Here is a 24,575-nt window from a genome sequence, read left to right as displayed (position 1 = left end):
CCGACGTTAACACGGAAGCGGCTGCGCGATGGCGCAGCCGCTTTTCCTTTCAGGCGATCAGCAACCGGGCGTCGTCGCTGGTTTCGCGGAGAAATTGCACCGGTCCACCCGTGTCGATGCCGGGCGGCAGGTCGTCAGCATCTAGTCCGGCCAGCGCCAGCCCGCTCTGGCAGGCGGTGAGGGTGACCCCGAGCGCCAGCGCTTCGGCCAGCAGGGTCGCGAGCGGCGGCAGGCCCGCTGCGGCATGATCGGCATCGCGCGGCGCGATAATCGGCGGGCGCAGCAGCGCGACGGCATCGAGTTGCAGGAACAGCGCCGTATCCTCACCCAGCGCGGCCTGCGCGCAGGCCAGCACCAGCGCACCGCGCAACCGCTCGGCATCGGCCACGGTCAGGATGATCTTTAAGGGACGCACAGTTCCGCCGCGCAGGCGGGGCAAGCCGGGTCCTTGGGCACGCCGACCGCGCGGAAGCGCAGCGACAACAGGTCGGCGAGCAGCAGTCGGCCCGCCATGTCGGGACCGAACGGGACGAGAGCACGGATGACTTCCAGCGCGGCAAGGCTGCCGATGACGCCGGTGAGCGCGCCCATGACGCCGGTTTCGGCGCAATTGCGTTCCGGCGCGTCCTGGGGTTCGCCGACCAGGCAGCGATAGCAGGGCTTGTCCGCTTCCCAGCCGCGATAGGTGGCGACCTGCCCCTCGAACGGCCCGACCGCCGCGGATACGAGCGGGATGCGCAGGGCGTGCGCGGCGTCGGCGACGGCGAGGCGGGTGGCGAAACTGTCGCTGCCATCGAGCACGACATCGGCCTCGCGCAGCATCAGCGCGGCATTGTCGGCGGCGATGCGCTGATTGATCGGGATCAGCTTGACGTCCGGGTTGAGGCAGGCGATCGCCGCCATCGCCGCTTCCGCCTTGGGCTGGCCGATATCGTCAGTGCCAAACAGCACCTGCCGCTGAAGATTGGACAGCGCGACGCTATCGTCGTCGATGACCCGGATCGTCCCGACGCCCGCCGCCGCAAGATAGAGGATCGCCGGGCTGCCGATGCCGCCCGCGCCGATCACTACGACATCGGCCGACAGCAGCCGCGCCTGCCCCGCGCCGCCCACTTCCTTGAGGACGATATGGCGGGCATAGCGTTCAAGCTGTGCGTCGGTCAGGGTCATGTGGCGACCCCCGTCGATCCAAAGCCGCCGGCGCCTCGCACGGTGTCGTCCAGTTCATCGACTTCGGCAAAGGTGGCGATCTGAACGGGCGCGGCGACGAGCTGAGCGATGCGGTCGCCGCGCGCGACGGTAAAGGGTTCGTCGCCATGGTTGATGAGGATGATCTTCAGTTCGCCGCGATAATCGGCGTCGATCGTGCCGGGCGTGTTGGGCAGCGAGATGCCATGCTTCAGCGCCAGGCCCGAGCGCGGCCGGACCTGTATTTCATAGCCCTGCGGGATCGCCATCGCAAAGCCGGTGGCGATGGCGTGACGACCGCGAGGGGGCAGCGTCACATCTTCGGCCGACACCACGTCCATGCCCGCCGCATGAGCGGTGGCATAGGCGGGGACGGGCAGGCCGGCGCCATGGGGCAGGCGCTTGAGCGCGATCTCAATCGGAGCAAGAGGCGAAGGCATCGGCGACCTTTTCGATGAGTTTGGCGGCGACCGCTTCCTTGGGCGCGGCGTCCCAGCTTTCGATGCCGGCGGCCGTGACGATATGCACGGCGTTGGTTTCGCCGCCCATCACGTCGCCCGACACGTCGTTGGCGACGATCCAGTCGGCCCCCTTCCTGGCGAGCTTTGCCTGAGCATGCGCGGTGACATCGTTCGTTTCGGCGGCAAAGCCGACGAGCAGGGTGGGACGCCGGGCATGGTGGCCGAGGGTGGCGAGAATATCGGGGTTTTCAGTGAGAGCGAGCGGCCGAGGGGCGCCCGACCCGTCCTTTTTGATTTTCAGAGCGGCTGCGTCCGCCGCGCGCCAATCGGCGACGGCAGCGACCATGATCGCGGCGTCGGCGGGCAGCGCGGCTTCGACGGCGGCAAGCATGTCGCGTGCGGTCTGCACATCCACCCGGTCGACGCCGGCGGGCGTGGACAACTGAACCGGCCCCGACACCAGCGTCACGCGCGCGCCCGCGCGCGCGGCGGCGGCGGCGATGGCGAAGCCCTGCTTGCCAGACGAGCGATTGGCGATGTAGCGCACCGGGTCGATTGGTTCGTGAGTGGGACCGGCGGTGACCAGGATATGCCGGCCGGACAAATGCGCGGACGGCGGGGGAGCAAAATCGGGCTGGCCGGTCAACGGATCAAAGGCCGGGAGGGCCAGCAGGCGCTCGATCTCCGCCGCGATCGCCTCCGGTTCGGGCAGGCGGCCCTTGCCATATTCGCCGCAGGCCATGTCGCCGCTGTCGGGCTCCAATATATGGATGCCGTCGGCATGCAGCCGCTTCAGATTGCGCTGGGTCGCGAGATGATGCCACATCCGCACGTTCATCGCGGGCACCGCCAGCACTGGCTTGTCCGTGGCGAGCAACAGGGTGGTGGCGAGGTCGTCGGCGATGCCGTTGGCCATCTTCGCTATTATGTTGGCGGTGGCAGGAGCGATGACGATCAGGTCGGCCTGACGGGAAAGCTGGATATGCCCGATCTCGCGTTCCTCCTTGAGGTCGAACATATCGCCGTAAACATGATCTTCCGTCAGGACGCCGAGCGAGAGTGGCGTGACGAATTGCCGCGCGGATTGCGTGAGGACGGCGCGGACGGCGATGCCTTTGCGCCTGAGCACGCGCACGAGTTCGAGCGACTTGTACGCCGCGATGCCGCCGGAGACGATGAGGAGGATATGCTGGGTCATTCGCGAGGGGCGGAGCCTGACCCATAGAACGCAGCCGTCCCCGCCGCGCGCAGCTTCGCCTCATGCGGCGTGATCCGGGCAATGGCTTTGGTAAGGGTCATGGCTTCAAGGTAAGGCAAGCAATGCCATAGCGCCAGCCCCGGCCGCAGCCGCCAAAACCGCCACCGCCGCATAGCGCCAGCCGCCGCCGACGCGGATCAGCTTCACTTCGGTCAGCGGCGGCGGGGGTGGGGCGCCGCCTTTTTCCGGGAAGGCATCCTCTATCCGGCGAACGAGGGCGGGGAGACGCTGAAGCGTGCGCCAGTTCTGGATCAGCGCGTCGGCGGCTTGCGCTTCCGGTCCCAGTTCGGTGCGCAGCCATTCCTTCACATAAGGGCCGCTGGTTTCCCACAGGTTGATGTCCGGGTCGAGCGCGGTCGCGACCCCCTCCACCATTACCATCGTCTTTTGCAGCAGCAGCAGGTGCGGCTGGGTCTGCATGTCGAAATCGCGGGTGATGGCGAACAGGCCGTCGAGCATGCCCCCGACCGACAATTCGCGCACCGGCTTGCCGCGCATCGGCTCGCCCACGGCACGCAGGGCAGTGGCGAATTCGGCGACATCATGATGGGCGGGCACATATTGCGCCTCGAAATGGATTTCGGCGACGCGGCGATAATTGCCGGTGATGAGGCCGTAGAGGATTTCAGCAAGCCACATGCGCGCGCGCCGGTCGATCCGGCCCATGATGCCGAAATCGATCGCGGCGATGTTGCCATCGGCGGTCACGAACAGGTTGCCCTGGTGCATGTCGGCATGGAAGAAACCCTCGGCGATCGCCTGTCTCAGGAAGGCGTTGACGAGCCGCGCGGCGATGGCGGGCAGGTCATGGCCGGCGGCGATCAGCGCGTCGCGATCGGCGATCTTTATGCCGTTGACCCATTCCATCGTCATCACCCGGCCGCTGGTGCGGTCCCAGTCGATGGCGGGAATGATGTAGCCGGGTTCCGCGACCATCGCTTCGGCCAGTTCTGATGCTGAAGCCGCCTCGCGCCGCAGGTCGAGTTCGCGCGCTGTCCAGCGTTTCATGTTGGCGATGACGAGGCGCGGGCGCAGGCGAGCGATCTCGCCGCCCAGTTGCTCGACATGAGCCGCGGCCCATTCATAGGTGGCGATATCGCGATTGAACTGGTCGATGACGCCGGGACGAATCACCTTGACGGCGACGTCGCGGCCGTCGCTCGTGGTGGCGCGGTGGACCTGTGCGATCGAGGCCGCGCCTACCGGATTTTCATCGAAGGTCGCATAGATCGCGTCGAGCGGGCGACCGAAAGCCTGCTCGATTTCGGCGCGGATAGTGGCGAAGGGAACGGGCGGGAGCGCGTCCTGAAGGCGCAGGAGGTCGGTCGCGGCTGCTTCGCCGACCAGGTCGGGACGGGTGGCGAGCGTCTGGCCAAGCTTGATCGCGGCGGGACCGATCGCCTGAAACGCATCGGCATAGCGGGGCTGTTTGGGCACGCGCGCGCCCAGCCTTGCGATCCGGGCCAGCCGGCGGACCGGCGCGGGGGTGAGGACGTCGCGCTCGATGCCGCGCAAAGCCCCGTGGCGCGCCAGAATGCGGCCCCATTTGAGCAGCCGCCAGATGTGGGTGACGTGGGCGGTCATGTCAGTAACCCCCCAGGGAGCGCGTCATGATATCTGCAAACCTGTCCATCTTCTTGCTGTCATGCTGAATGTGTTTCAGCATCCATCGCGCTCCACAAACCGCGGCGCGATCGACAAAATGCGCCCTTCAACAGGTTCATTCCAAGGATGAGAGCAGCGCGCTTCGATGAGCGCCATCACGCTTTCCAGCCCGAATGGATCGCGACCAGTCCGCCCAGTATCGGTTCGACTTTCGTAGCCGCGAACCCGGCATCCCGGATCATCGTCTCGAACTGCGGCATTGGCGGAAAACGGCGGATCGATTCGATCAGATAGCGATAGCTGTCCTCGTCCTTCGCCAGCAGCCTGCCGAGCTTGGGCACCAGCCTGTGCGAATAGGCGTCGTAGATTTCCGCAAATCCCGGCCAGGTCGTGGTCGAAAATTCGAGGCAGAAGAACCGGCCGCCAAATTTGAGAACGCGGTGGGCTTCATCCAGCGCCCGGTCGATATGGGTGACGTTGCGGATGCCAAAGGCGATCGTGTAAGCATCGAAGCTGCGGTCGTTGAAGGTCAATTCCTCGGCATTCTGTTCCGACCAGAGCAACCCTTCGATCCGCCTTTTGCGCGCGCGCTCGACGCCCACGGCCAGCATTTGCGGGTTGATGTCCGCCACCGTCACATGCGCGCCGCGCTTGTGCATCCGAAAGGCGATGTCCCCGGTTCCGCCCGCCATGTCGAGGATCGCTTCGCCGGCGCGCGGCTTGACCCGGTTGACGAACTGGTCCTTCCACAACCGATGCGCGCCGCAGGACATGGCGTCGTTCATCAGGTCGTAGCTGGACGCGACGCTGGAAAAAATGTCGCGGACCATGCCCGCCTTTTGCGTGGCGTCGACATCGCGATAGCCAAAGGATGCGGTTTCGTTCATGACATTCCTCTAGACAGTGTTCGCGCGCGGTTCCAGCCATGAAGCTGGGCATCGGCAGCGCGCTTGGCTAAAGGGGCGCGATGCCTGAATTGCCCGAAGTCGAAACCACTGTCGCCGGCATGCGCGTCATATTGCAGGACGCGTTGCTGACGCGCGTAGAGCCGCGCCGAGCGGACCTGCGCTTCCCGATCCCCGTCGACCTGCGCCAGCGGTTGACCGGCGCGCGTATAACGGGGCTGTCGCGCCGTGCCAAATATGGACTGATCGCCACAGATCGGGGCGACATGATGATATTCCACCTGGGCATGTCGGGCCGCTGGCGGATCGACCCTGAGGCAATCGGCACGCACGATCATCTGATCGTGGAAACGGGGGCGGGGCATGTGCTGGCATTGAACGACCCGAGGCGATTCGGATCAATCGACCTGGTGCGCAGCGATTCATGGGAAAGCTATCCGCCCTTCACGCGAATGGGCCCCGAACCACTGGGGCCGGATTTCACGCCCGCCTATCTTGCAGGCGTGCTGGCGGGCAAGGCAGCGTCCATCAAGGTCGCCCTGCTCGATCAGCGAATCGTCGCCGGACTTGGCAACATCTATGTCTGCGAGGCGCTCAATATGGCCGGCATCGTACCCCATGGCGCGGCCGGCCAGGTAAGCCGGGCGAAGCTCAAGGCGCTGGTCGATGCGATTCGCGCTGTTTTGGCGGCGGCGATCACTGCCGGAGGATCGACACTGCGCGATTATGCCCGGCCCGACGGAGAACTCGGCTATTTTTCAAAACAATGGCGCGTCTATGGGCGAGAGGGAGAATCCTGTGGTTGCGGCACCATGATCGCACGCAGGGTCGATGGCGGACGATCCACCTTTTTCTGCCCCAACTGTCAGCGCTGACAGGCGGCCGACAGGTTGACGCCGTAGCCCAACCTCTGTAAGGGGCGCACCTTCATGGAGTGGCTCGACCCGCGTTGAACCCCTCTTTCACGAAATTGACGAACCGAGGACTAGAATGGCCAATACGCCGCAAGCCAAGAAGCGCATCCGCCGCAATGCCCGCCGCGCCGAAATCAATGGTGCCCGCGTGAGCCGGATTCGCACCCTGGTGAAGAAGGTGGAAACCGCCCTCGCCGCCGGTGACAAGGCTGCGGCTGCGACCGCGCTGCAGAGCGTCCAGCCCGAGCTGGCGCGCGGCGTCGCTCGCGGCGTGCTGCACAAGAACACCGCAGCGCGCAAGTTCGGTCGCCTGACCAAGGCTGTGACCGCGCTCGCCTGAGCGCTCATATTTTTCCAGATCGGTGAAGCCCGTCAGGTGATGCCTGGCGGGCTTTTTCGTATATTCTTCACATAGCCGCCAGGAGTGTGAATCCAGCTTTATCCACGATTCGACCGCGACGCCCTTCCCGACCTTCAAATAAATGTCTGATTTTTATACTTAAAATCATTTGTGTGAATTTTCCGCATCTTATCGAGTCAATCGGTTTATTTCATTTTTTTGACTTGGTCCGCCCTTGATCCGGCGGCGTCGGACTGTCTAATTTGGCTCTCCGGCCACTGATCGAATCACAGACAAATGGTGGCCGTCTTGACAGTTTGGCGTGAGCGTGGGCGAAAAAGCAGAGCTTTCTCGCATCGGTCTTGTTCGTTCTGGCTATTGTGCTCAGTTGGGCGTTGTGTGTGGGGGACGGGTCGCAAATGACGCAAGAGGACGGCATGACGCAGGAGAAGGACGGAGCCGAGATGCGCGACACCGCGCGCTTGGATGCCGCCTGGTCCAGCATCCGCGCCGGGCTGCGTCGAGATGTCGGCGCGCGGATGTTCGACCAGTGGCTAAAGCCTGCGCAACTGGGCGATTATTGCCCTGATTCGCAAACCCTCGATATCTGCTTCGCGTCCGACTTTACCGCCAATTTCGTGTCGGGTCAGTTTGGCGACCGACTGCAGATGGTTTGGCGTCATGCCGGCGTGGGCGTTCGCGAAGTGCGGCTGGTGCGCGCGCCGCATATGCTGGGGCCGCGCTTGCTGGACCTGACCGATGCAACCCCGGCGCCGGCGTCGGGGCCGATGGAACCGGCGTCACCGCTGTCGAATTTTCAGCCGCGTCATCAGTTTGCGGACTTCATCACCGGCGATACCAACCAGCTTGCCTTTTCGGCTGCAAAGGGGATGGCGGGCGAAGCTGCGCCGCGCTTCAGCCCGCTGTTCATTCATGCCGGAACCGGGCAGGGCAAGACTCACTTGCTGCACGCGATCGCCGCCGAATTTTCGCGTCATTCGCCGGGCGCGCCGGTGCTCTATATGTCGGCCGAGCGCTTCATGATGGAATTTGTGAACGCGATGCGCGCCAATGAGACCATGGCGTTCAAGGCCCGGCTGCGGGCTGCCCGGCTGCTGTTGATCGACGACATCCAGTTCATCGCCGGCAAGGGGTCGACCCAGGAGGAATTTCTCCACACGATCAACGAATTGATCGATTCGGGCGCGCGCATCGTGATTACGGCCGATCGGGCACCGCAGGCGCTCGATGCAATCGACCCGCGTATCCTTTCACGCCTCGCAGGCGGTCTGGTCGCCGACATATTGCCGCCGGCGGTGGGCCTGCGCCTGGCGATTCTGGAAGCCAAGCGAGCGATTGCCGGCGATCCCCCGGTGCCCGATTCAGTGATCGAATTCCTGGCCAGCGCGATCCGGTCCAACGTCCGGGAACTGGAAGGCGCGTTCAACAAGCTGATCGCCTATGGCCAGTTGACGGGCCGGCCGATCGATCTGGAATTCGCGCAATCTATGCTGGCCGACGCAGTGCGCGCCAATGCGCGGCGCATTACGGTCGACGAAATTCAGAAGGCCTGTGCGGCGCATTACCGCATCGACCCGACCGAGATGCGTTCCAAGCGGCGCGCGCGGGCGGTGGCCCGCCCCCGGCAGGTCGCGATGTACCTCGCCAAGAAGCTGACCCCGCGTTCGTTGCCGGAGATCGGCCGGATTTTCGGCGGCCGCGACCACAGCACCGTCATCCATGCGGTGCGAACGATAGAGGATCTGCGGCAGAGCAATCCCGATATCGACGCCGATGTGCGGGCGTTGCAGCGGTTGCTGGAGGGCTGACAGCGGGGCGATGCCGGGCTAGGTTGCCGACATGATCCGTTTGCTCACCCTGTTGCTGTCCACCCTGTTCCTGGTTTCGCCCGTGTCGGCGCAAGCGCCGTCCGATGTGCGGGTGGCGCTGGACACCAGTGCGGGTCGGATCGTCATTCTTCTGCATCTTGACAAGGCGCCGGTCACGGCAGGCAATTTCCTGCGCTATGCGGTGGAAAAGCGACTGGACGGGACCAGTTTCTATCGCGGCTATGGATCGGCCGATTATGGCTTCGTCCAGGGCGGTGCGCAAAATGATCCCAAGCGGATACTGCCGCCGATCGCACATGAGCCGACCAGTCAGACCGGGTTGCGGCATGACGATGGCGCACTGTCGATGGCGCGCTATGATCCGGGCAGCGCCAATGGCGACTTCTTCATCGTGCTGGGCACCATGCCGGCGATGGATGCCAACCCGTTGGCGCAGGGCGACAATGCAGGATTTGCGGTGTTCGCGCATGTCGTTGAAGGGCTGGATATCGTCAAGGCGATCGTGGCGGCGCCCAAGTCCGCAACGTTGGGCGAGGGTGTGATGAAAGGGCAGATGCTCGAACATCCGGTGCGCATCATCACCGCGCGCCGCTTGCCCTGATCAGCCTTTTGCGAGGATCAAAGAGAATAGTCCGTCCTCATCGGTCCATTCGCGTGCGGGATTCCAGCCCCCCGCGCGAAGCAACAGGCGGCTGTCGCGAGAGCCGTATTTGTGGCTGCTTTCGGTGTGGATCGTCTCGCCCGCCTGCATCGTAAAGCGCATTCCGTTGATGTTGAAGGCGATGTCCCGCTGCGCCTCCAGATGCATTTCGATCCTTGCTGCATCGTCATTCCAGATCGCGCGATGGACAAAGGCGTCGACGGGCAGGTCACCGTCGAGTTCGCGGTTGACGCGTTGCAGAAGATTGAGGTTGAAGGCGGCGGTTACGCCTTGGGCGTCATCATAGGCCGGAATGAGGATGGCCCGATCCTTGATCCGGTCCATGCCGATCAGCAGCATTGAGCCATCGCCCAGCGAACCGCGCATCCCCCGCAGCAGATCAACCGCCGCCGCCGGCTCCATGTTGCCGATGGTCGATCCGGGGAAGAAGCCGAGCTTGGGCAACGCGGCGACGGCGGGCGGCAAAGCGACAGGCGTCATGAAGTCGGCGACCAGCGGCAACACCGGCAGGCCCGGAAAGCCCTGGGCGAGGGCTGCGCTGCTTTCGGCAAGATAATCGCCACTGATGTCGATCGGCACATAGGCGGCCGGTTCGATCGCGGCGAGCAGATGGGGCGTCTTGCGCGCGCTGCCCGCGCCGAATTCGATGACCGCGCGACCGGTGCCGATCGCTGCGCGGAAATCCGGGCCATGGCGCGCGAGCAGCGCGGTTTCGGTGCGAGTCGGGTAATATTCGGGCAGATTGGTGATCGCGTCGAACAGTTCAGAACCGCGCCGGTCGTAGAACCAGATCGGCGGCGTCGCCTTTGGGTGTTGCGACAGGCCGTGCACTATGTCGCGCAGGAATGGCGAACCGATGGGGCGGTGACTGCCCTGGTGCGGGGCGTCGTCGGTCAGAAGCATGGCTAAAGATCCCTGGCGAGGCGCAGGCCGGTAAATTGCCAGCGCTGGTGCGGGTAAAAGAAATTGCGATAGCTTGCCCGGACATGACCGCGCGGGGTGGCGCAACTGCCGCCCTTGAGCACGAACTGACCGGACATGAACTTGCCATTATATTCGCCGACCGCGCCGGGGGCCGCGCGGAAACCGGGATGGGGACGATAGGCGCTGCCCGTCCATTCCCACACGTCGCCGAACATCTGAGCCAGGTGGCTCCCCTCATGCTCGCACGCGCGCGGCCGGGGGCAGGCGGCGGTGTCGAGCTGAACGCCGGACAAGGGTGCAAGGGTCCGCGCGGCGCTTTCCCACTCGGCTTCTGTGGGAAGACGCGCATTTGCCCAGCTGGCATAAGCGTCGGCCTCATACAGGCTGATATGGGTGACTGGCGCGGCAGGGTTGACCGGACGGCGACCGTCATGGCCGAAACGGGTCCAACCGCCATTTTCATGTCGCCAGTAGAGCGGCGCCTCTATCCCCCCATCCCTCACCCAGGCCCAACCGTCGGACAACCAGTGGCGCGGATCGGCATAGCCGCCATCGGCGATGAAATTCATCCATTCGCCGTTGATTATGGGACGGTTTGCAAGGGCATGCGGCGTGAGCCAAACGGGATGGCGCGGTCCTTCGCAGTCGAAGGCGAAGCCGGAGCCGTCGTGGCCGATCTCGACGAGTCCCCGCGCGCCCTCGATCCAGCGCAGCGGTCCGGGCACCGGAGCGGGCAATGCATTGGCCGCTTCGAACAGCGCCGGCTCCAGCGGGTTGAGTGAAAAGGCATGCAATATATCGGTAAGAAGCAGTTCCTGATGCTGCTGTTCGTGGTGGAGGCCGAGCGTAACGAGGTCGCGCGCGGTGGAAGCCAATCGGGGCAGGGCCGCGTTCATCGCATCATCGACATGAGCGCGCCAGGCGAGGATATCGGCGAGTGACGGCCGGGTCAGCATGCCCCTGAGCGATCGCGCATGACGCGGTCCTTCGGCCTCATAATAGCTGTTGAACAGATAGGCGTAGTTTTCGTCGAACAGGCGATAGTCCGGTACATGGTCGCGCAGCACGAAGGTTTCGAAGAACCAGGTGACGTGGGCGAGATGCCATTTTGCCGGAGAGGCGTCCGGCATCGACTGGACGGTAGCGTCGGCATCGCTCAGACCGGCGGCCAGGGCCTCGGTAAGATTTCTGACCGCCTGATAGTGTATGGCGAGGGCCTCGCGTCCGCTCGCCGTTTGACCCACGCTCATGCCTGTCCCCTCGATACGGTGGCGCCGTTCTCGCTCAGGTCACAATGCATTAAGCCGTAATTGTGTCCGTTCGACGTCGATATGCTCCGCCCGGCAGCCAGGCGGTCGTACGTCCCGTCGCTCTATCGCGACGCGCCGGGCACCCATTTGATGTCTGTCGCGCCATTGCGGTTCAGGCGGCGGGCAAGGACGAACAGGAGGTCGGAGAGGCGATTGATATAGGCGAGCGCCTGCGGGTTGAGGGGGACGTCGGCGGCCGCCGCGGTGGCGCTGCGTTCGGCGCGGCGGGCGATCGCGCGGGCGAGGTGGACGGCGGCGGCCGCCGCAGAACCGCCGGGCAGAATGAAGCTGTCAAGTGGTGCGAGATCGGCATTCATCATGTCGATCTGGTCTTCCAGCCGGGCGACCTGGCTGGCGATGATCCGCAGCGCCCAGGGTTCGTCTTCGCCGTCCGGTATCGGCGTGGCGAGGTCGGCGCCCAGGTCGAACAGGTCGTTCTGAACCGTCTGGAGCCAGCGCGCTTCGGGCGCGTCGCCGATGGCGAGAATTGCAAGGCCGATTGCGCTGTTGGCTTCATCGACGTCGCCGACCGCCTGCATCCGGGGGGCATGTTTGGGCAGGCGCGATCCATCGACGAGGCCGGTGGTGCCCGCGTCACCGGTGCGGGTATAGATCTTGTTGAGCTTGACCAATTTACTGGCTGCCGCCGTTCATCAGCAACAGCAGTGCGACGATCAGCACTGCTGCCGCCTGAAAGAAGATGCGGTTGAACATCATCTTGTTCTGCTTGAGGCTGGATGGCCGCACCGTGCCTTCGGGCAGGTTGAGTTCTTCCTTCGTCGTTTGCAGAAAGGCGACGATCCCGCGGATGAGCGCGAACAGAGTCGCGGCCATGGCAAGAATGAGGGCGATGACGAGGACTGTGTTCATGCCCCCTATCTAGGCGCTTGCCAGCGATATTCCAACCGGAAACACCCTTGCACGCAGGTTGGCGACCAGGCGGGCCGGGTTCATGCCCTGCGCCCGCAGATCGGCGAGCGCAATCGAACCGGAGCGCTTGGCAAGCCGCCTGCCATCGGGGCCAAGCAACAGCGGGTGATGCACATAGAGCGGCGAGGGCAGGTCGAGCAGCGCCTGGAGCAGGCGGTGGATATGGGTGGCGGCGAACAGGTCGCTTCCGCGCAGGACGTGCGTGACCCCCATGGCGGCGTCATCGAGCGTGCAGGACAGGTGATAGCTGGTCGGCGCGTCCTTGCGCGCGAGGACGACATCCCCCGCAGCCAGTGGGGTGGCGCGCCGACGCATCGCCCGAGGCAATATCCCATATTCAAGGGTGTCCCCGGCGATGTCGGGCAAAGCCAGGGCGCTCCACTCAGGGTCGCAGGTCCGGGCCACCGCCTTTGCCATATCGAGCCGCCAGGCATGCGCTTCCCCGTCGATCCGCCGATCACGTTCCGCTTGCGGCAGGGCGCGACAGGTGCCTGGATATAGCGGACCTTCGGGGCCATGGGGCGCGGTAGCGCTGGCGGCGATGTCGGCGCGGGAGCAGAAACAGGGGTAAAGCAGATCCATGTCCCGCAGGTGGGCGAGCGCGACGTCATAGGAGGCGAGCCTTTGCGACTGGAAAACGACTTCCCCATCCCAATCGATGCCGAGCCAATTCAGATCCTCGATGATCCCCGCCACATGCTCGGGCCGGCTGCGCGCGCCGTCAATGTCCTCGACCCGGAGTCGGAACGCCCCGCCGGTCGCCCGCGCCAGGTCGTGCGCCAGAAGCGCCGACCATGCATGACCCACATGGAGCCGTCCGGTCGGGCTGGGAGCGAAGCGGGTCACTATATGCTGTGGCATGGGCACGGCGTTCATACAGGCTCTTGACGGCTCATATTGGTTAATGCTGTCATGCTGTTGTCACCAAGCTGGCCGATCAGCGCGTTCGACGCGAGGGGGCAAAAGGGGGTAGAAGCTTTCTATGTACCATCCCGACCTGATACGGCATCCGGAAAACTGCCCGGCGCTGGTTCTGAACGCTGATTATACGCCGCTTAGCTATTATCCGCTGAGCCTTTGGCCATGGCAGACCGCGATCAAGGCGGTATTCCTGGACCGGGTCGATATCGTCGCCAGCTATGAGCGGGAGGTGCACAGCCCCAGCCTCCAGATGAAAATCCCTTCGGTCATCGCGCTCCGGCAATATGTTCGGCCGTCCGAACATCCCGCCTTCACCCGTTTCAACCTGTTCCTGCGCGACAAATTTTCCTGCCAATATTGCGGGACCCAAACGGATCTGACGTTCGACCATGTCGTGCCCCGCCGCGCCGGCGGGCGAACCACCTGGGAAAATGTCGCTACCGCCTGTTCTCCGTGCAATCTGCGCAAGGGGGGGCGGACGCCCAGGGAAGCGGGCATGCGGCTGCATGTGCAGCCGATCCGGCCGACCACCTGGCAGTTGCAGGAACATGGCCGCGCCTTTCCGCCGGGCTATCTGCATGAAAGCTGGCGCGACTGGCTCTATTGGGATGTCGAACTGCTCGCTTGAGGCCCGGCTAATCAGTTCAGCGCGGGCAACCAGGACAGGTCGAGATCCTTGTGGCGGTTGGTGTAATGGCCGATGTCGCCGAGGCGATCGATGTCGTGAAGGGTGATGCGGCCATTGGACCGGCTGATGAGGCCTTCCTGTTCCATCTGGCGGATCATGCGGTTGACGTGGACCGAGGTAAGTCCGACCGCGTCGCCGATTTCTTCCTGTGTCAGCTTGAGGTCGAAGCTGTCGGTGATTTCATCATTGGTCACGCGCATCCGGTCGAAAATGTCGAGCAAAAAGGCGGCGACACGCGCCTTGGCCGATGTACGGCCAAGCGAGGCCAGCCGGTCTGTCAACGAGATCCGTTCGGCATTGGACAGCACGAACATCAGCGCGGCGACGCGCGGATGTTCTTCGAGCAGGCGGCGCAACGCATGTTTGTCGAAGGGGCATATGACCGAATCGTCAAGGGCGACCAGCGATTCGGGCGCCTTGCTGTAAACGGTGCTGGCCGCGCCGATGAAATCGCCGGGGAAATAGACTCGCAATATCTGGCGGCTGCCGTCGGGGAGGATGACGTAGCTCATGACCCGGCCATGGCGCAGAACATATAGTTCGGTCACCGTATCGTTGACGCGCTGGATGATCGCGCCCTTGCGCACTTTGCGCTGGGTTTCCTCCAGCCGGGCCAACGCTTTCAATTCCGCATCCGACAGGGGAATCTGCTTCCCCAGCCTGTCGGCAAAACAACTTGCTGCCACCTGGTGACCTTCTCCTGTTCATTGTCGTTACGATGGCAGAACGCCCGAGCGGTCTTTTGGCTGCATTTTCCGTCCGCGCACTAAACTCGATCAAGCTTTGGGGGGGCAGGTCAGAAAGGAGTCGCCGCATCGGCCGCCGGGGCCGCCTTAAGCGCCGCGAGCGCCTTGCGCGCGGCGTATTAGCCGTTATGAGCGAGACCCATGGACCGCATTGATATTCGCGGCGGCAAAGCGCTCAATGGCCGCCTTCCCATTTCCGGCGCGAAGAATGCTGCCCTGACGCTGCTGCCCTGCGCGTTGTTGACTGACGAACCGGTGACGCTGCGCAACCTGCCGCGTCTCGCCGATGTCGACAGCTTTGGCCATCTGCTCAACCAGTTGGGCGTTTCGACGATGATCGAAGGCGCGCGGCCCGAGGATTTCGGCCGCGTGATGACGTTGCGCGCCGGCCGGGTAACCTCGACCGAGGCGCCCTACGACATCGTCCGCAAGATGCGCGCCTCGATCCTGGTGCTGGGGCCTTTGCTAGCGCGCGCGGGCGAAGCGACGGTGTCGCTGCCGGGCGGCTGCGCGATCGGCAACCGTCCGATCGACCTGCACCTCAAGGCGCTGGAAGCGTTCGGCGCGACCATCGAGATCACCGCCGGCTATGTGCGGGCCAGCGCGCCGGACGGTGGGCTTCCGGGGGGCATATATACATTCCCGGTGGTGTCGGTTGGCGCGACCGAAAACGCGCTGATGGCCGCCGTGCTGTCGAGCGGCACCTGCATAGTGGAAAATGCCGCGCGAGAGCCGGAAATCGTCGACCTGTGCCGGCTGCTGCTGGCAATGGGCGCCGATATCGAGGGCGTGGGCAGCGACAAGCTGGTCATCCACGGCAAGCAGCGATTGCACGGCGCGACCTACAGCGTCATGCCCGACCGCATCGAAGCGGGCAGCTATGCCTGTGCGGCGGCGATCACCGGCGGATCGCTGGAGCTGGTGGGCGCGAATGCGGCCGACATGCATGCGATCATCGCGGCGTTGCGCGACGCGGGCGTGCATGTCGAAGAGAAGAAGGACAGCATCCACGTCGCGGCCGATGGCAAGCTCAAGCCGCTGACGTTGTCGACAGCGCCCTTTCCAGCCTTTCCGACCGATATGCAGGCGCAGTTCATGGCAATGTTGACGCTGGCGAGCGGCGCGTCGGTGCTGACCGAAACCATTTTCGAGAATCGCTACATGCATGTGCCCGAACTGGCGCGGATGGGGGCGGATATCGGCGTCAACGGGCGGACCGCGGTTGTGCGGGGCGTGGATCGGCTGGTCGGCGCACCGGTGATGGCGACCGACCTGCGTGCTTCGATGAGCCTGATTCTGGCGGGGCTGGCGGCGGAAGGCGAAACGCAGGTGAACCGGGTCTATCATCTCGATCGCGGATACGAGCGTCTGGAAGAGAAATTGTCGGCGGTGGGCGCGGATATCGAGCGCGTCAGCGATGGCTGAGTGGTGCGGGCTGGAGACGGATCGCGCGGCGCTGCTCGCACTTTACGATCTTGACGCGGGCGGCTTCGAAGCCCTCGATGACATCACAGAGTTCGGCGCGGCGCTTTGCGAAACGCCTATCTGCCTTGTCAGCATCGTCGAGGCGGAACGCCAGCGGTTCATCGCCCGCACCGGGCTGGAGGCACAGGAAACGCCGCGCTCGCTGTCCTTTTGCGCCCATGCGATGCGGGGTGACGATGCGTTCGTCATTCCCGACGCGCGGCTGGACCCGCGTTTTGCCGACAATGGGCTGGTCACGGGGCCGCCCCATATTCGCTTCTATGCCGGCGCGCCGCTGATTTCTGGCGAAGGCGTGCCGCTGGGCGCCTTGTGCGTGATCGATGTTGAACCGCGCGCGGCGTTGACGCCGCTGCAGCATCAGGGTTTGGCATTGCTGGCGCGGCAAGTGGTCGCGCAACTGGAAGGCCGGCGTCGCGACCATGACACGATCGCCCGTCAGCAGCGCGACGCGGCGGCGCTGGCCGATAGCGAAGTCCGCTTTCGGACCCTGGCCGATGCGATGCCGCAAATGGTGTGGTCGACGCTGCCCGACGGCTATCATGATTATTACAATGCGCGCTGGTACGAATATACCGGGATGCCGGAGGGTTCGACCGATGGCGAGGGGTGGAATGGCATGTTCCATCCCGACGATCGGCAGCGGGCGTGGGAATTATGGCGGCACAGCCTTGAAACCGGCGATTCCTATGAGATCGAATATCGCTTGCGCGACCATAGCGGCGATTATCGCTGGACGCTTGGCCGGGCGCTGCCCATCCGCGACGAACGCGGGGTCATCATTCGCTGGATCGGCACCTGCACCGAGATTCACGAACAGAAGCTGATGCTGGAAGAGCGCGAGATGATCGCGCACGAGCTGTCGCACCGGATCAAGAACATATTTTCGGTCATCGCCGGACTGATCGGCTTGTCGGCGCGCGAACATCCCGAAATTCGCGATATCGCCAACGATCTTCGGGATCGTATCCTGGCGCTGGGGCGCGCCCATGATTTCGTGCGCCCCCATAGCGCCAATTCGGCGCCCATGCTGGGGCAGGGCCAGGGGACGTTGCGCGGCGTGCTGGACCAGCTGTTGGCGCCCTATTCCGACGGCAGCGTTGCGCGCGTGCATGTCAGTGGCGCCAATCCGATTGTCGATGATCGCGCGGCGACGCCGCTGGCGCTGCTGTTCCATGAACTGGCCACCAATGCGGCGAAATATGGGGCGCTGTCCAATTCTGCGGGCAGCGTAGCCATTACTGTCGCTATGGAAGGTGACATGTACCGGATCGATTGGCGGGAGGCCGGCGGCCCGCCGATCGTCGACCATGATCGGGGATCGGGTTTTGGCAGCCGGTTGATGGCGCTGAGTGCGGAGCGGCAACTGGGCGGGCGGATCGAACGGAACTGGAAGCCCGAAGGCTTGGAGGTCAGCCTCTGGATTCCATCCCGGTCATTGAGCCGGGCGGCTGCTGGAAAAGCGTAAAGCCGGTGATATCCATGGCACCGCTGTCGATATGTTCGGAAGCTGCCAGGCGCAGCGCGCCCTGAACGCTCTGGGCGCGAAACGGCTTGACGATGACACCCATGGCTGCTGCGGCGGCCTCACCGATCTGCGCCGGATTGGCGGTGACATAGATGACCCGCACGCCGAATTGGCTGGCCAGGGTGACGCCGATCGAAGGGCCGGTCGGCCCGTCGCGCAGGTTGAGATCGACCAGGGCGATGTCGCACTGATCGGCGGCGTCGAGCGCCGACGCGCTATCGGCGGCGATCGCGACGACATCGAAATCGGCCGATTCGACCGCCTGCTCCAGTTCCAGAGCGACGAAAATCTCGTCTTCGACGATCAATACCCGCTTGCGCATCATTTCCCGATACCAATGGTAAAAACATAACTTCGATCAAGGGAAATGATCGGGCGACGGTACGGTTCCCTATGCCAATGACGATTTATTGCAGTGCAGCATCGCCCGGCGCTGTCGATGTCCATAACGTATCGAACCGGCCATCGATCATCAGCAGCACCGACGCCGGATAACCGCCTTCGCTCGCCTTGCGCGCCGTATCGGTCGCCATTGCCGTTGCCGCGTCGCGCGTTGCAAAGGGACCGAAATATCTATTGTCCAGATTGATCTTCCACGCGCCCTCATGTTCGAGAACGATATAGCGGGCGTGGGGGAGGGGGCGGGCTTGCGACATGGTCAGAGTACCTCGATATTATAGTGGTGCCATGCCATGATGGCGGCAGCGCCCCTGTGGGGTCGCCAGGGTTCGGCCAGCGCGCGGGTCGCCTTTTCGCCGGGGCGTTCGGACAGGCCGAGGATGCGGCCGATTTCGATCTGGACGGCCAGGTCGCCGGCGGGCCAGACGTCGGGGCGACCTTCGGCAAATAACAGGTAGATTTCAGCCGACCAGCGACCCACGCCCTTGATCCGTATGAGTTGCGCGATCGCTTCCTCATCGTCGGCGGGCAGCGCATGCAGATCCAGTTCGCCGGATAGCACCAGTTCAGCCAGGCTGCGCGCATAGCCCTGCTTCTGGCGCGACAGGCCGCATGCGCGTAACGCGTCATAGTCGCGCGCCAGCAGCGCTTGCGGCGCACATCCTTCGCCCAGTTCCGCCTCCAGCCGGCGCCAGACGGCTGCGGCCGCGGCAACGCTGACCTGTTGCCCGACGATGGTCCGCAGCAGCGTTTCATAGCCCGGCTCGCGCATCCTGGGTTCGGGGTAGCCCGCACGCGACAGAGCGGCGGCAAAACCCGGCTCGATCACCGCCAGCGCGTCCAAACTGGCGCGCAACTGCTCGGCGCTGTTTACCATGACGTTGATCCTTGGCGGCGTGGCACTTGATTTCCGACGTCGCGCCCGTAATAGCGGCGCGGGAAATATATAGAGGATTGGGTATATGCCGAAGCTGATCGTGGTCAACCGCTCGGGCGAAGAACAGACGATCGAGGGCAGCGACGGGCTGTCCGTGATGGAGGTTATCCGCGACGCCGGCTTTGACGAACTGCTGGCGCTGTGCGGCGGATGCTGTTCGTGCGCGACCTGCCACGTCTATGTCGACCCCGCCTTCGCCGATGTCCTGCCGGCGATCAGCGAGGACGAGAACGACCTGCTCGACAGCTCGGACCATCGCAATGAAACCAGCCGTCTGTCGTGCCAGGTGGTGCTGAGCGATGCGACCGACGGCCTGCGTGTGACCATCGCCCCCGAGGACTGAGTTTTCAGCGGGGCTGGAGCCGGAGCACCGCCATCGGTGCTTCGTTCGTCATCGGCTTGACGATCCAGCGGAGTTGGCGGCCGCGCGGCGTCACGCTCGCCCCGTCTTCCTGATTCTGGCTGACGATCTCGGCATCGGTGGTCAGGGTAAAGACACCATCCAGCGCCTTGGCAGCCGCGTCGTCCGGTCCTCCGCCGCCGATCATAGGCCCTTGCCCCTTGTCCGCGCTGTTGGCGAAACCGGGCGCCTTGACGCGCACCTTGTCGTCGCCGCGCAGTTCGATCGCAACGAAGGGCAGCACGATCTGCGCGTCGATATTGAACGGGAACAGGAAGGCGTGGGTCAGCGATCCGCTGATCGCATAGTCGATCTCGAAGCGCTTGTTGCCCATGTAGCGCGCGGAGCGGAAACCCTTTTCCTTCAGTAGCGCCGCGGCGATCGCATGCAGGCGCGTTTCCTCGTCCGCTGATGGCTTGCCGGAAAATGGTTCGTCATCCTTGCCGCCCGATGATGGCGCTGACTGTTCCCGCCACAGCATCGCCGTGCTGAACGCGCTTTGTTCTGCCTGTGGCGTCGCGTCGAGCGTTTCGTCGGACGGTCCGGTGTCTGACCCGCTCACATCCTTGCCCATGTCGGACGCGATGATTTCGCCCTTGTAGGCGAAGGTGAAGCTGCGGTCGGCGCGGATGTCCAGATGGGACTCGAACTTGCCGGGCGTCACCAGGCACCCCGAAAGCAGCAGCGCACCTGCCAGCGCCAGCGCGCCCCGCAGCATCGTCTTTCCCATGCCGATCTCCCCCTTGCTTCAACCCGCCGCCCCGGCGGCTGCGCTACCGGCTGGCGGCGGCGTACAGGGCGATGGCCGCGGCATTGGAGACGTTCAGGCTCTCCATCCGCGGGCTGATGGGCAATTTAGCCAGAATATCGCAATGCGCCATGCTGTTATGACGCAGGCCGTCACCTTCCGCGCCCAGGACCAGCGCGACGCGCGACTGGCCGATCGCCTGCGCCAGATGCGTCTCCGCCGCGCCATCGAGACCTATGCGCCAGTAGCCGGCCTCCGCGATTTCATCGAGTGCGCGAGCGAGGTTGACGACGCGGACCCAGGGCATGATTTCCAGCGCTCCCGAAGCGGCACGGGCCAACACGCCCGATTCGGGCGGTGCATGCCGATCCTGCGTGACGATGCAGAGCGCTTCGAAGGCGGCGGCCGAACGCAGGATCGCGCCGACATTATGGGGGTCGGTAACCTGGTCGAGGACCAGAACCGTACGATTGTCGTCGCGACCCTCTTCCAGCGCGTCGCCCAGCCAGACGTCGTCCAGTGGCTCGACCTCCGCGACGATGCCCTGATGCGGTGCGTCGCTTGGCACCATCCGCCCCAGGTCCGCGGCATCGGCATAAACGATGGGCAGCACCGGCGGCAGTTCGAGCCCGCTCAGCGTTTCGCGCGTCCCCCATATCTTGCGCACGATCCGATCAGGGTTGGCGAGCGCTGCGATGACCGCATGGCGGCCGTAGAAGCGGGGAAAGCCGGCTTTGGGCTTACCTGTGCGATGTCCTCTTTTCATGCGCCGCTCATTTCACGGGAAGCATTGACAGGCAAGCCTCCTTTCGCCATTGAGCGCCCTCCCAGCGCGGATTTGCCCCTTGCGGCAGGCCGACGTCAGGCACTGGACAGGTGGCCGAGTGGTTAAAGGCAGCAGACTGTAAATCTGCCCGGGTTTCCCGTACGCTGGTTCGAATCCAGCCCTGTCCACCATTCTCTTATCTTCGGCACAACCAAGTCAACGCAGCGCCTTGATCGCTCCTGTGTCGCAATGGCGCTTTTCCTGGGGCACCGCGCTGTAGGTTGGCACCATGATCTGCTGCCCGATGCGCAAGGAAGCGAAGCGGGGGCGGGGGATGCCGGCGCAGCGGAGATATGCTTCCAGCATTCTGGGCGGCGTATCGCGTTGTTCGTAAGACAGGCGGAAGGTGCCCCAGTGGATGGGAATCGCGGTCGACGCGCGCAGGCGCTGGAAGACCTCGACCGCCTGTTCCGGCCCGATATGCGCGTCCGACTGCATTTGTCCCGGCCAGAAGCGGAACGCGCCGATCGGGATGATGGCCAGCCGGATCGGGCCGATGCGCACGGCTTCCGCCGGCCACAGCATGTCGCCCGCCCCGGTATCGCCAGCGAAAAAGATATTCCCGGCGCGGGTCGTGATCACGAAGCTGGACCAGAGCGCACGGTTGCGATCGGTGCCGGTGCGGCTGCTCCAATGATGGTTGCGGGTCACGTGGACGCGGTAGTCGGGGCAATGTTCGTAGCTGCCGCACTGGATGACGGCCTGGGGAGCGAGGCGATTGAGCGCGGCGCCGGTCACCGACTGGCCCCAGTCGAGCGCGGTGGCGGGGATGCCCGCGCTTTCAAGGATCGCATCGTTGCCAAGGCTGGTGACGATCGCTGGCCCGTCCCGTCGCCACAGGCGCTTGAGCGTCGGCAGATCCAGATGGTCGTAATGGTTGTGGCTGACGAGGACCAGGTCGATTTTGGGCAGGTCATCGAAGCGGATGCCGGGCTGCGCGACGCGCTTCGGGCCGAAGGGGGGCAGGGGGCTTGCATGGTCGGACCAGATCGGGTCGGTCAGGATGTTGAGCCCCGCCGCCTGCACCAGCACGGTCGCATGGCCGACCCATGTGGCGCGCATCCCCCGTGGCGCGGCGAAGGGATCGGGCTTCGATGGCTTGACAGCAACCATGTCCGGCCATGGCGGGCGGTCGTCGGCCCCCAGCAGCCAGCGTGCGACGAACCCCTGCGGCTTTTGGCCGGGCGGCGAAGGCGGGCTGATTTCGCCATCGGGATTGAAGAAATGCGCGCCGTCATAATGGCGGCTCGGTGGCCCGCGATAATAAATGCGGTCGAGAAAGGGCGGCACGATGGTTATCGCCAGGCACAGCGCGACCAGCGCGAACAGCAGCGCCATGGCGAGGCGGCGGAGGACCAGGATCAACATGGGCGACATTCAGTCTCCATATACCCAGCATGAGTTCGATCCACGCCGCCGCGCCGGCATTACGCGCCTTCGAGCAGCTTTTCGCGCTTGATCTTTTCCTGCCACACCAGCGGCGCGAGATGGTGAACGCTCTGCCCCTCGCTGTCGACCGCGACGGTGACGGGCATGTCCTGCACCTCGAATTCGTAGATCGCCTCCATGCCCAGGTCATGGAAACCGACCACCGTCGATCCCTTGATCGCCTTGGCGACCAGATAGGCCGCGCCGCCGACCGCCATCAGATAGGCGCTCTTGTGATCCTTGATCGCCTCGATCGCCATGGGGCCGCGCTCGGCCTTGCCGACCATCGCGAGCAGCCCCTGTTCCAGCATCATCCGCGTGAACTTGTCCATGCGGGTGGCCGTCGTCGGCCCTGCCGGACCCACAATCTCCTCGCCGACCGGATCGACGGGGCCGACATAATAGATGACGCGGCCCTTGAACTCGACCGGCAGCTCTTCGCCGGCTTCCAGCATATCCTTGATCCGCTTGTGCGCGGCGTCGCGGCCGGTCAGCATCTTGCCGTTCAGCAACAGCCGGTCGCCATGCTTCCAGCTTTGCACAACCTCCGGCGTCAGCGTGTCGAGATCGACGCGGATCGCCGCCTTGTCCGGCGTCCAGTTGACGTCGGGCCATTCGGACAGGTTGGGCTGTTCCAGATAGGCGGGCCCGGAGCCGTCCAGCGTGAAATGCGCGTGGCGGGTGGCGGCGCAATTGGGGATCATCGCCACCGGCTTGCCCGCCGCGTGGCAGGGCGCGTCCATGATCTTGACGTCCAGGATGGTGGAAAGCCCGCCCAGTCCCTGCGCGCCGATGCCGAGCGCATTGACCTTGTCGAAAATCTCGATGCGCAGGGCTTCGATGTCGTTGCGCGGCCCGCGCGCCTTCAGCGGTCCCATGTCGATCGGCTCCATCAGCGCCTTCTTGGCGAGGTGGACGCAATGTTCCGCCGTGCCGCCGATGCCGATGCCCAGCATGCCGGGCGGGCACCAGCCAGCGCCCATTTGCGGGATCATTTCCAGCACCCAGTCGACGATCGAATCGCTCGGGTTCATCATCTTGAACTTGGACTTGTTTTCGCTGCCGCCGCCCTTGGCCGCGACGTCCACCGTCACCTTGTTGCCCGGCACCATTTCGACGTGCAGGACGGACGGGGTATTGTCCTTGGTATTGCGCCGGGTGAAGGCGGGATCGGCCAGCACCGACGCGCGCAACTTGTTTTCGGGGTGAAGGTAAGCGCGGCGCACCCCTTCATCGACGATCTGCTGCATCGACAGCGATGTATCGTCCAGCCGGCAGTCCATGCCCCATTTGACGAACACATTGACGATGCCGGTGTCCTGGCAGATCGGGCGATGCCCTTCCGCGCACATGCGGCTGTTGGTCAGGATCTGCGCGATCGCGTCCTTGGCGGCGGGCGATTGTTCGGCCTCATAGGCTTCGCCCAACGCGCGGATATAGTCCATCGGATGATAATAGCTGATGAACTGGAGCGCGTCGGCGACGCTCTCGATAAGGTCGGCGGTCTTGATGAGCGTCATCTACCCTGGTCCTTTTTGGTCCTGTCTTCCCGGGGGGCTATAATCTTTTGAAGCCCCAAGTCCAGATTCAGCGTTCGGTCCCGAAGACCGCATAGAAGTCGCGCAAGGCGCGCGCGTCGTGCAGCGCATTGTGCGGCACCTTGCTGGTGGCGGCCGAGCTGAAGCCCGCAGCGTTGACCAGTTCAAAGCGCAGATGCGGGACGGTGACCATCTGCCCTGGTCCCACCAGCAGCAACTGGCAAAAATAGGCGATGTCGTCGGGCCAGTCGGCGATGATGACGGGGGCGGGATCGCCGGCGAGATAGGCAGCGATATGCTCGGCGGCGTGGACGCGGCTCAGCTCATAATCCACGCCCGGCGGTACATGGCGCAGATAGGGGATGACGTGGCTCGCGACCCAGGGGTGGACTTCATCCTCCAGCGGGATCGAGGTATAGAATTCCTGGTCGCCATCCTCAGGCACCAGCGCCATGCTGATAAGTGCGCCGCCAAAGCCGTTGAATTCGGTGTCTAGAAAATAGCGCATCTGGGGGTCGGGTCTCCGTTGATCCGATCGGCTGCTAGGCGATAGATGCGCAATCGGCCAGCCCCGATGGACCGACGCGA

General features: G+C 64.3%; 28 protein-coding genes and 1 tRNA gene. 9 read left to right on the top strand and 20 right to left on the bottom strand.

Annotated elements, in window-relative coordinates:
- Nucleotides 1-49: 49 nt before the first annotated feature.
- From WG908_RS01300 to WG908_RS01275, 6 genes are all read right to left on the bottom strand, one after another.
- Nucleotides 50-415, bottom strand: a complete 366-nt coding sequence (locus tag WG908_RS01300; protein ID WP_340184971.1) for a DsrE family protein — start codon at nucleotides 413-415, stop codon at nucleotides 50-52.
- Nucleotides 403-1,170 (bottom strand): HesA/MoeB/ThiF family protein, encoded by a 768-nt coding sequence (locus tag WG908_RS01295; protein WP_340184740.1) that lies wholly within the window; start codon nucleotides 1,168-1,170, stop codon nucleotides 403-405. The genes WG908_RS01300 and WG908_RS01295 overlap by 13 nt, the downstream gene beginning before the upstream one ends.
- Complete coding sequence (gene dut / locus WG908_RS01290) at nucleotides 1,167-1,628, bottom strand: dUTP diphosphatase (RefSeq protein ID WP_340184739.1); 462 nt, start codon at nucleotides 1,626-1,628, stop codon at nucleotides 1,167-1,169. Before dut ends, WG908_RS01295 begins: the two co-directional genes overlap by 4 nt.
- Complete coding sequence (gene coaBC, locus WG908_RS01285; protein WP_340184738.1) at nucleotides 1,603-2,847, bottom strand: bifunctional phosphopantothenoylcysteine decarboxylase/phosphopantothenate--cysteine ligase CoaBC; 1,245 nt, start codon at nucleotides 2,845-2,847, stop codon at nucleotides 1,603-1,605. Before coaBC ends, dut begins: the two co-directional genes overlap by 26 nt.
- 105 nt (nucleotides 2,848-2,952) lie before the next feature.
- Nucleotides 2,953-4,491, bottom strand: coding sequence for a 2-polyprenylphenol 6-hydroxylase (gene ubiB, locus WG908_RS01280; protein ID WP_340184737.1), 1,539 nt, complete (start codon nucleotides 4,489-4,491; stop codon nucleotides 2,953-2,955).
- A gap of 176 nt (nucleotides 4,492-4,667) precedes the next feature.
- Nucleotides 4,668-5,399 (bottom strand): class I SAM-dependent methyltransferase, encoded by a 732-nt coding sequence (locus WG908_RS01275; RefSeq protein ID WP_340184736.1) that lies wholly within the window; start codon nucleotides 5,397-5,399, stop codon nucleotides 4,668-4,670.
- A gap of 80 nt (nucleotides 5,400-5,479) precedes the next feature.
- On the opposite strand from WG908_RS01275, the gene mutM reads away from it, so the two are divergent.
- The 4 genes from mutM (at nucleotide 5,480) to WG908_RS01255 (ending at nucleotide 9,122) form a co-directional block, all read left to right on the top strand.
- Nucleotides 5,480-6,292 (top strand): bifunctional DNA-formamidopyrimidine glycosylase/DNA-(apurinic or apyrimidinic site) lyase, encoded by an 813-nt coding sequence (gene mutM, locus WG908_RS01270; protein ID WP_340184735.1) that lies wholly within the window; start codon nucleotides 5,480-5,482, stop codon nucleotides 6,290-6,292.
- Nucleotides 6,293-6,407: 115 nt separating this feature from the next.
- Nucleotides 6,408-6,671 (top strand): 30S ribosomal protein S20, encoded by a 264-nt coding sequence (gene rpsT / locus WG908_RS01265; RefSeq protein ID WP_340184734.1) that lies wholly within the window; start codon nucleotides 6,408-6,410, stop codon nucleotides 6,669-6,671.
- 437 nt (nucleotides 6,672-7,108) lie between these two features.
- Entirely contained in the window at nucleotides 7,109-8,500 is a 1,392-nt protein-coding gene (gene dnaA / locus WG908_RS01260; protein WP_340184733.1) for a chromosomal replication initiator protein DnaA, read from the top strand.
- 31 nt (nucleotides 8,501-8,531) lie between these two features.
- Nucleotides 8,532-9,122: a peptidylprolyl isomerase gene (locus WG908_RS01255; RefSeq protein WP_340184732.1), complete on the top strand. Its 591-nt coding sequence runs from the start codon at nucleotides 8,532-8,534 to the stop codon at nucleotides 9,120-9,122.
- Here the strand turns inward: WG908_RS01255 and egtD are convergent, their stop codons facing one another.
- The 5 genes from egtD to gluQRS form a co-directional block, all read right to left on the bottom strand.
- Nucleotides 9,123-10,085 carry an L-histidine N(alpha)-methyltransferase gene (egtD, locus tag WG908_RS01250; RefSeq protein ID WP_340184731.1) on the bottom strand — a complete coding sequence of 321 codons (963 nt, stop codon included), beginning with the start codon at nucleotides 10,083-10,085 and terminating at the stop codon, nucleotides 9,123-9,125.
- A 2-nt stretch (nucleotides 10,086-10,087) separates the two neighbouring features.
- A complete protein-coding gene (gene egtB, locus WG908_RS01245; RefSeq protein WP_340184730.1) occupies nucleotides 10,088-11,356 on the bottom strand; it encodes an ergothioneine biosynthesis protein EgtB in 1,269 nt (422 codons plus the stop codon).
- 122 nt (nucleotides 11,357-11,478) lie between these two features.
- Nucleotides 11,479-12,048, bottom strand: coding sequence for a cob(I)yrinic acid a,c-diamide adenosyltransferase (locus WG908_RS01240; RefSeq protein ID WP_340184729.1), 570 nt, complete (start codon nucleotides 12,046-12,048; stop codon nucleotides 11,479-11,481).
- 1 nt (nucleotide 12,049) lies between these two features.
- A complete protein-coding gene (locus WG908_RS01235; RefSeq protein WP_340184728.1) occupies nucleotides 12,050-12,286 on the bottom strand; it encodes a twin transmembrane helix small protein in 237 nt (78 codons plus the stop codon).
- Between the two features lie 9 nt (nucleotides 12,287-12,295).
- Nucleotides 12,296-13,207, bottom strand: a complete 912-nt coding sequence (gluQRS, locus tag WG908_RS01230) for a tRNA glutamyl-Q(34) synthetase GluQRS (protein WP_340184727.1) — start codon at nucleotides 13,205-13,207, stop codon at nucleotides 12,296-12,298.
- Nucleotides 13,208-13,328: 121 nt separating this feature from the next.
- Between gluQRS and WG908_RS01225 the strand changes: the two genes are divergently transcribed.
- Nucleotides 13,329-13,895 (top strand): HNH endonuclease, encoded by a 567-nt coding sequence (locus WG908_RS01225; RefSeq protein WP_340184726.1) that lies wholly within the window; start codon nucleotides 13,329-13,331, stop codon nucleotides 13,893-13,895.
- 11 nt (nucleotides 13,896-13,906) lie between these two features.
- Here WG908_RS01225 and WG908_RS01220 read toward each other — a convergent pair whose 3' ends face one another.
- The gene (locus tag WG908_RS01220; RefSeq protein WP_340184725.1) at nucleotides 13,907-14,641 is read right to left on the bottom strand and encodes a Crp/Fnr family transcriptional regulator; all 735 of its coding nucleotides are present in this window, start codon (nucleotides 14,639-14,641) and stop codon (nucleotides 13,907-13,909) included.
- 201 nt (nucleotides 14,642-14,842) lie between these two features.
- Here WG908_RS01220 and murA point away from each other — a divergent pair, with 201 nt between their 5' ends.
- Both murA and WG908_RS01210 read left to right on the top strand, forming a co-directional pair.
- Nucleotides 14,843-16,126: a UDP-N-acetylglucosamine 1-carboxyvinyltransferase gene (murA, locus tag WG908_RS01215; RefSeq protein WP_340184724.1), complete on the top strand. Its 1,284-nt coding sequence runs from the start codon at nucleotides 14,843-14,845 to the stop codon at nucleotides 16,124-16,126.
- Complete coding sequence (locus WG908_RS01210) at nucleotides 16,119-17,651, top strand: sensor histidine kinase (protein WP_340184723.1); 1,533 nt, start codon at nucleotides 16,119-16,121, stop codon at nucleotides 17,649-17,651. Before murA ends, WG908_RS01210 begins: the two co-directional genes overlap by 8 nt.
- Here the strand turns inward: WG908_RS01210 and WG908_RS01205 are convergent.
- The 3 genes from WG908_RS01205 to WG908_RS01195 all read right to left on the bottom strand — a co-directional run bounded on the left by WG908_RS01205 (nucleotide 17,596) and on the right by WG908_RS01195 (nucleotide 18,987).
- Complete coding sequence (locus tag WG908_RS01205; RefSeq protein WP_340184970.1) at nucleotides 17,596-18,033, bottom strand: response regulator; 438 nt, start codon at nucleotides 18,031-18,033, stop codon at nucleotides 17,596-17,598. The two genes, WG908_RS01210 and WG908_RS01205, sit on opposite strands and share 56 nt — an antisense overlap.
- A gap of 85 nt (nucleotides 18,034-18,118) precedes the next feature.
- Nucleotides 18,119-18,367: a DUF2188 domain-containing protein gene (locus tag WG908_RS01200; RefSeq protein ID WP_340184722.1), complete on the bottom strand. Its 249-nt coding sequence runs from the start codon at nucleotides 18,365-18,367 to the stop codon at nucleotides 18,119-18,121.
- Nucleotides 18,368-18,369: 2 nt separating this feature from the next.
- Nucleotides 18,370-18,987 carry a DNA-3-methyladenine glycosylase family protein gene (locus tag WG908_RS01195; RefSeq protein WP_340184721.1) on the bottom strand — a complete coding sequence of 206 codons (618 nt, stop codon included), beginning with the start codon at nucleotides 18,985-18,987 and terminating at the stop codon, nucleotides 18,370-18,372.
- Between the two features lie 85 nt (nucleotides 18,988-19,072).
- Between WG908_RS01195 and WG908_RS01190 the strand changes: the two genes are divergently transcribed.
- Nucleotides 19,073-19,390 (top strand): 2Fe-2S iron-sulfur cluster-binding protein, encoded by a 318-nt coding sequence (locus tag WG908_RS01190; protein ID WP_340184719.1) that lies wholly within the window; start codon nucleotides 19,073-19,075, stop codon nucleotides 19,388-19,390.
- 4 nt (nucleotides 19,391-19,394) lie between these two features.
- Here WG908_RS01190 and WG908_RS01185 read toward each other — a convergent pair whose 3' ends face one another.
- Complete coding sequence (locus WG908_RS01185) at nucleotides 19,395-20,177, bottom strand: hypothetical protein (protein WP_340184718.1); 783 nt, start codon at nucleotides 20,175-20,177, stop codon at nucleotides 19,395-19,397.
- Between the two features lie 43 nt (nucleotides 20,178-20,220).
- Nucleotides 20,221-20,961: a 23S rRNA (guanosine(2251)-2'-O)-methyltransferase RlmB gene (gene rlmB / locus WG908_RS01180; RefSeq protein WP_340184717.1), complete on the bottom strand. Its 741-nt coding sequence runs from the start codon at nucleotides 20,959-20,961 to the stop codon at nucleotides 20,221-20,223.
- 104 nt (nucleotides 20,962-21,065) lie between these two features.
- Between rlmB and WG908_RS01175 the strand changes: the two genes are divergently transcribed.
- A tRNA-Tyr gene (locus WG908_RS01175) sits at nucleotides 21,066-21,152 on the top strand.
- 25 nt (nucleotides 21,153-21,177) lie between these two features.
- On the opposite strand, the gene WG908_RS01170 is transcribed toward WG908_RS01175, so the two are convergent.
- The 3 genes from WG908_RS01170 to WG908_RS01160 all read right to left on the bottom strand — a co-directional run bounded on the left by WG908_RS01170 (nucleotide 21,178) and on the right by WG908_RS01160 (nucleotide 24,495).
- Nucleotides 21,178-22,389 carry an MBL fold metallo-hydrolase gene (locus WG908_RS01170; RefSeq protein ID WP_445326649.1) on the bottom strand — a complete coding sequence of 404 codons (1,212 nt, stop codon included), beginning with the start codon at nucleotides 22,387-22,389 and terminating at the stop codon, nucleotides 21,178-21,180.
- Between the two features lie 59 nt (nucleotides 22,390-22,448).
- The gene (locus tag WG908_RS01165; protein ID WP_340184715.1) at nucleotides 22,449-23,969 is read right to left on the bottom strand and encodes a fumarate hydratase; all 1,521 of its coding nucleotides are present in this window, start codon (nucleotides 23,967-23,969) and stop codon (nucleotides 22,449-22,451) included.
- Between the two features lie 67 nt (nucleotides 23,970-24,036).
- Entirely contained in the window at nucleotides 24,037-24,495 is a 459-nt protein-coding gene (locus WG908_RS01160) for a hypothetical protein (RefSeq protein WP_340184714.1), read from the bottom strand.
- Between the last annotated feature and the right edge of the window lie 80 nt (nucleotides 24,496-24,575).

This window comes from Sphingobium anseongense, assembly GCF_037725245.1.
Classification (GTDB): domain Bacteria; phylum Pseudomonadota; class Alphaproteobacteria; order Sphingomonadales; family Sphingomonadaceae; genus Sphingobium.
This window is presented reverse-complemented; position numbering and strand designations above follow the sequence as displayed.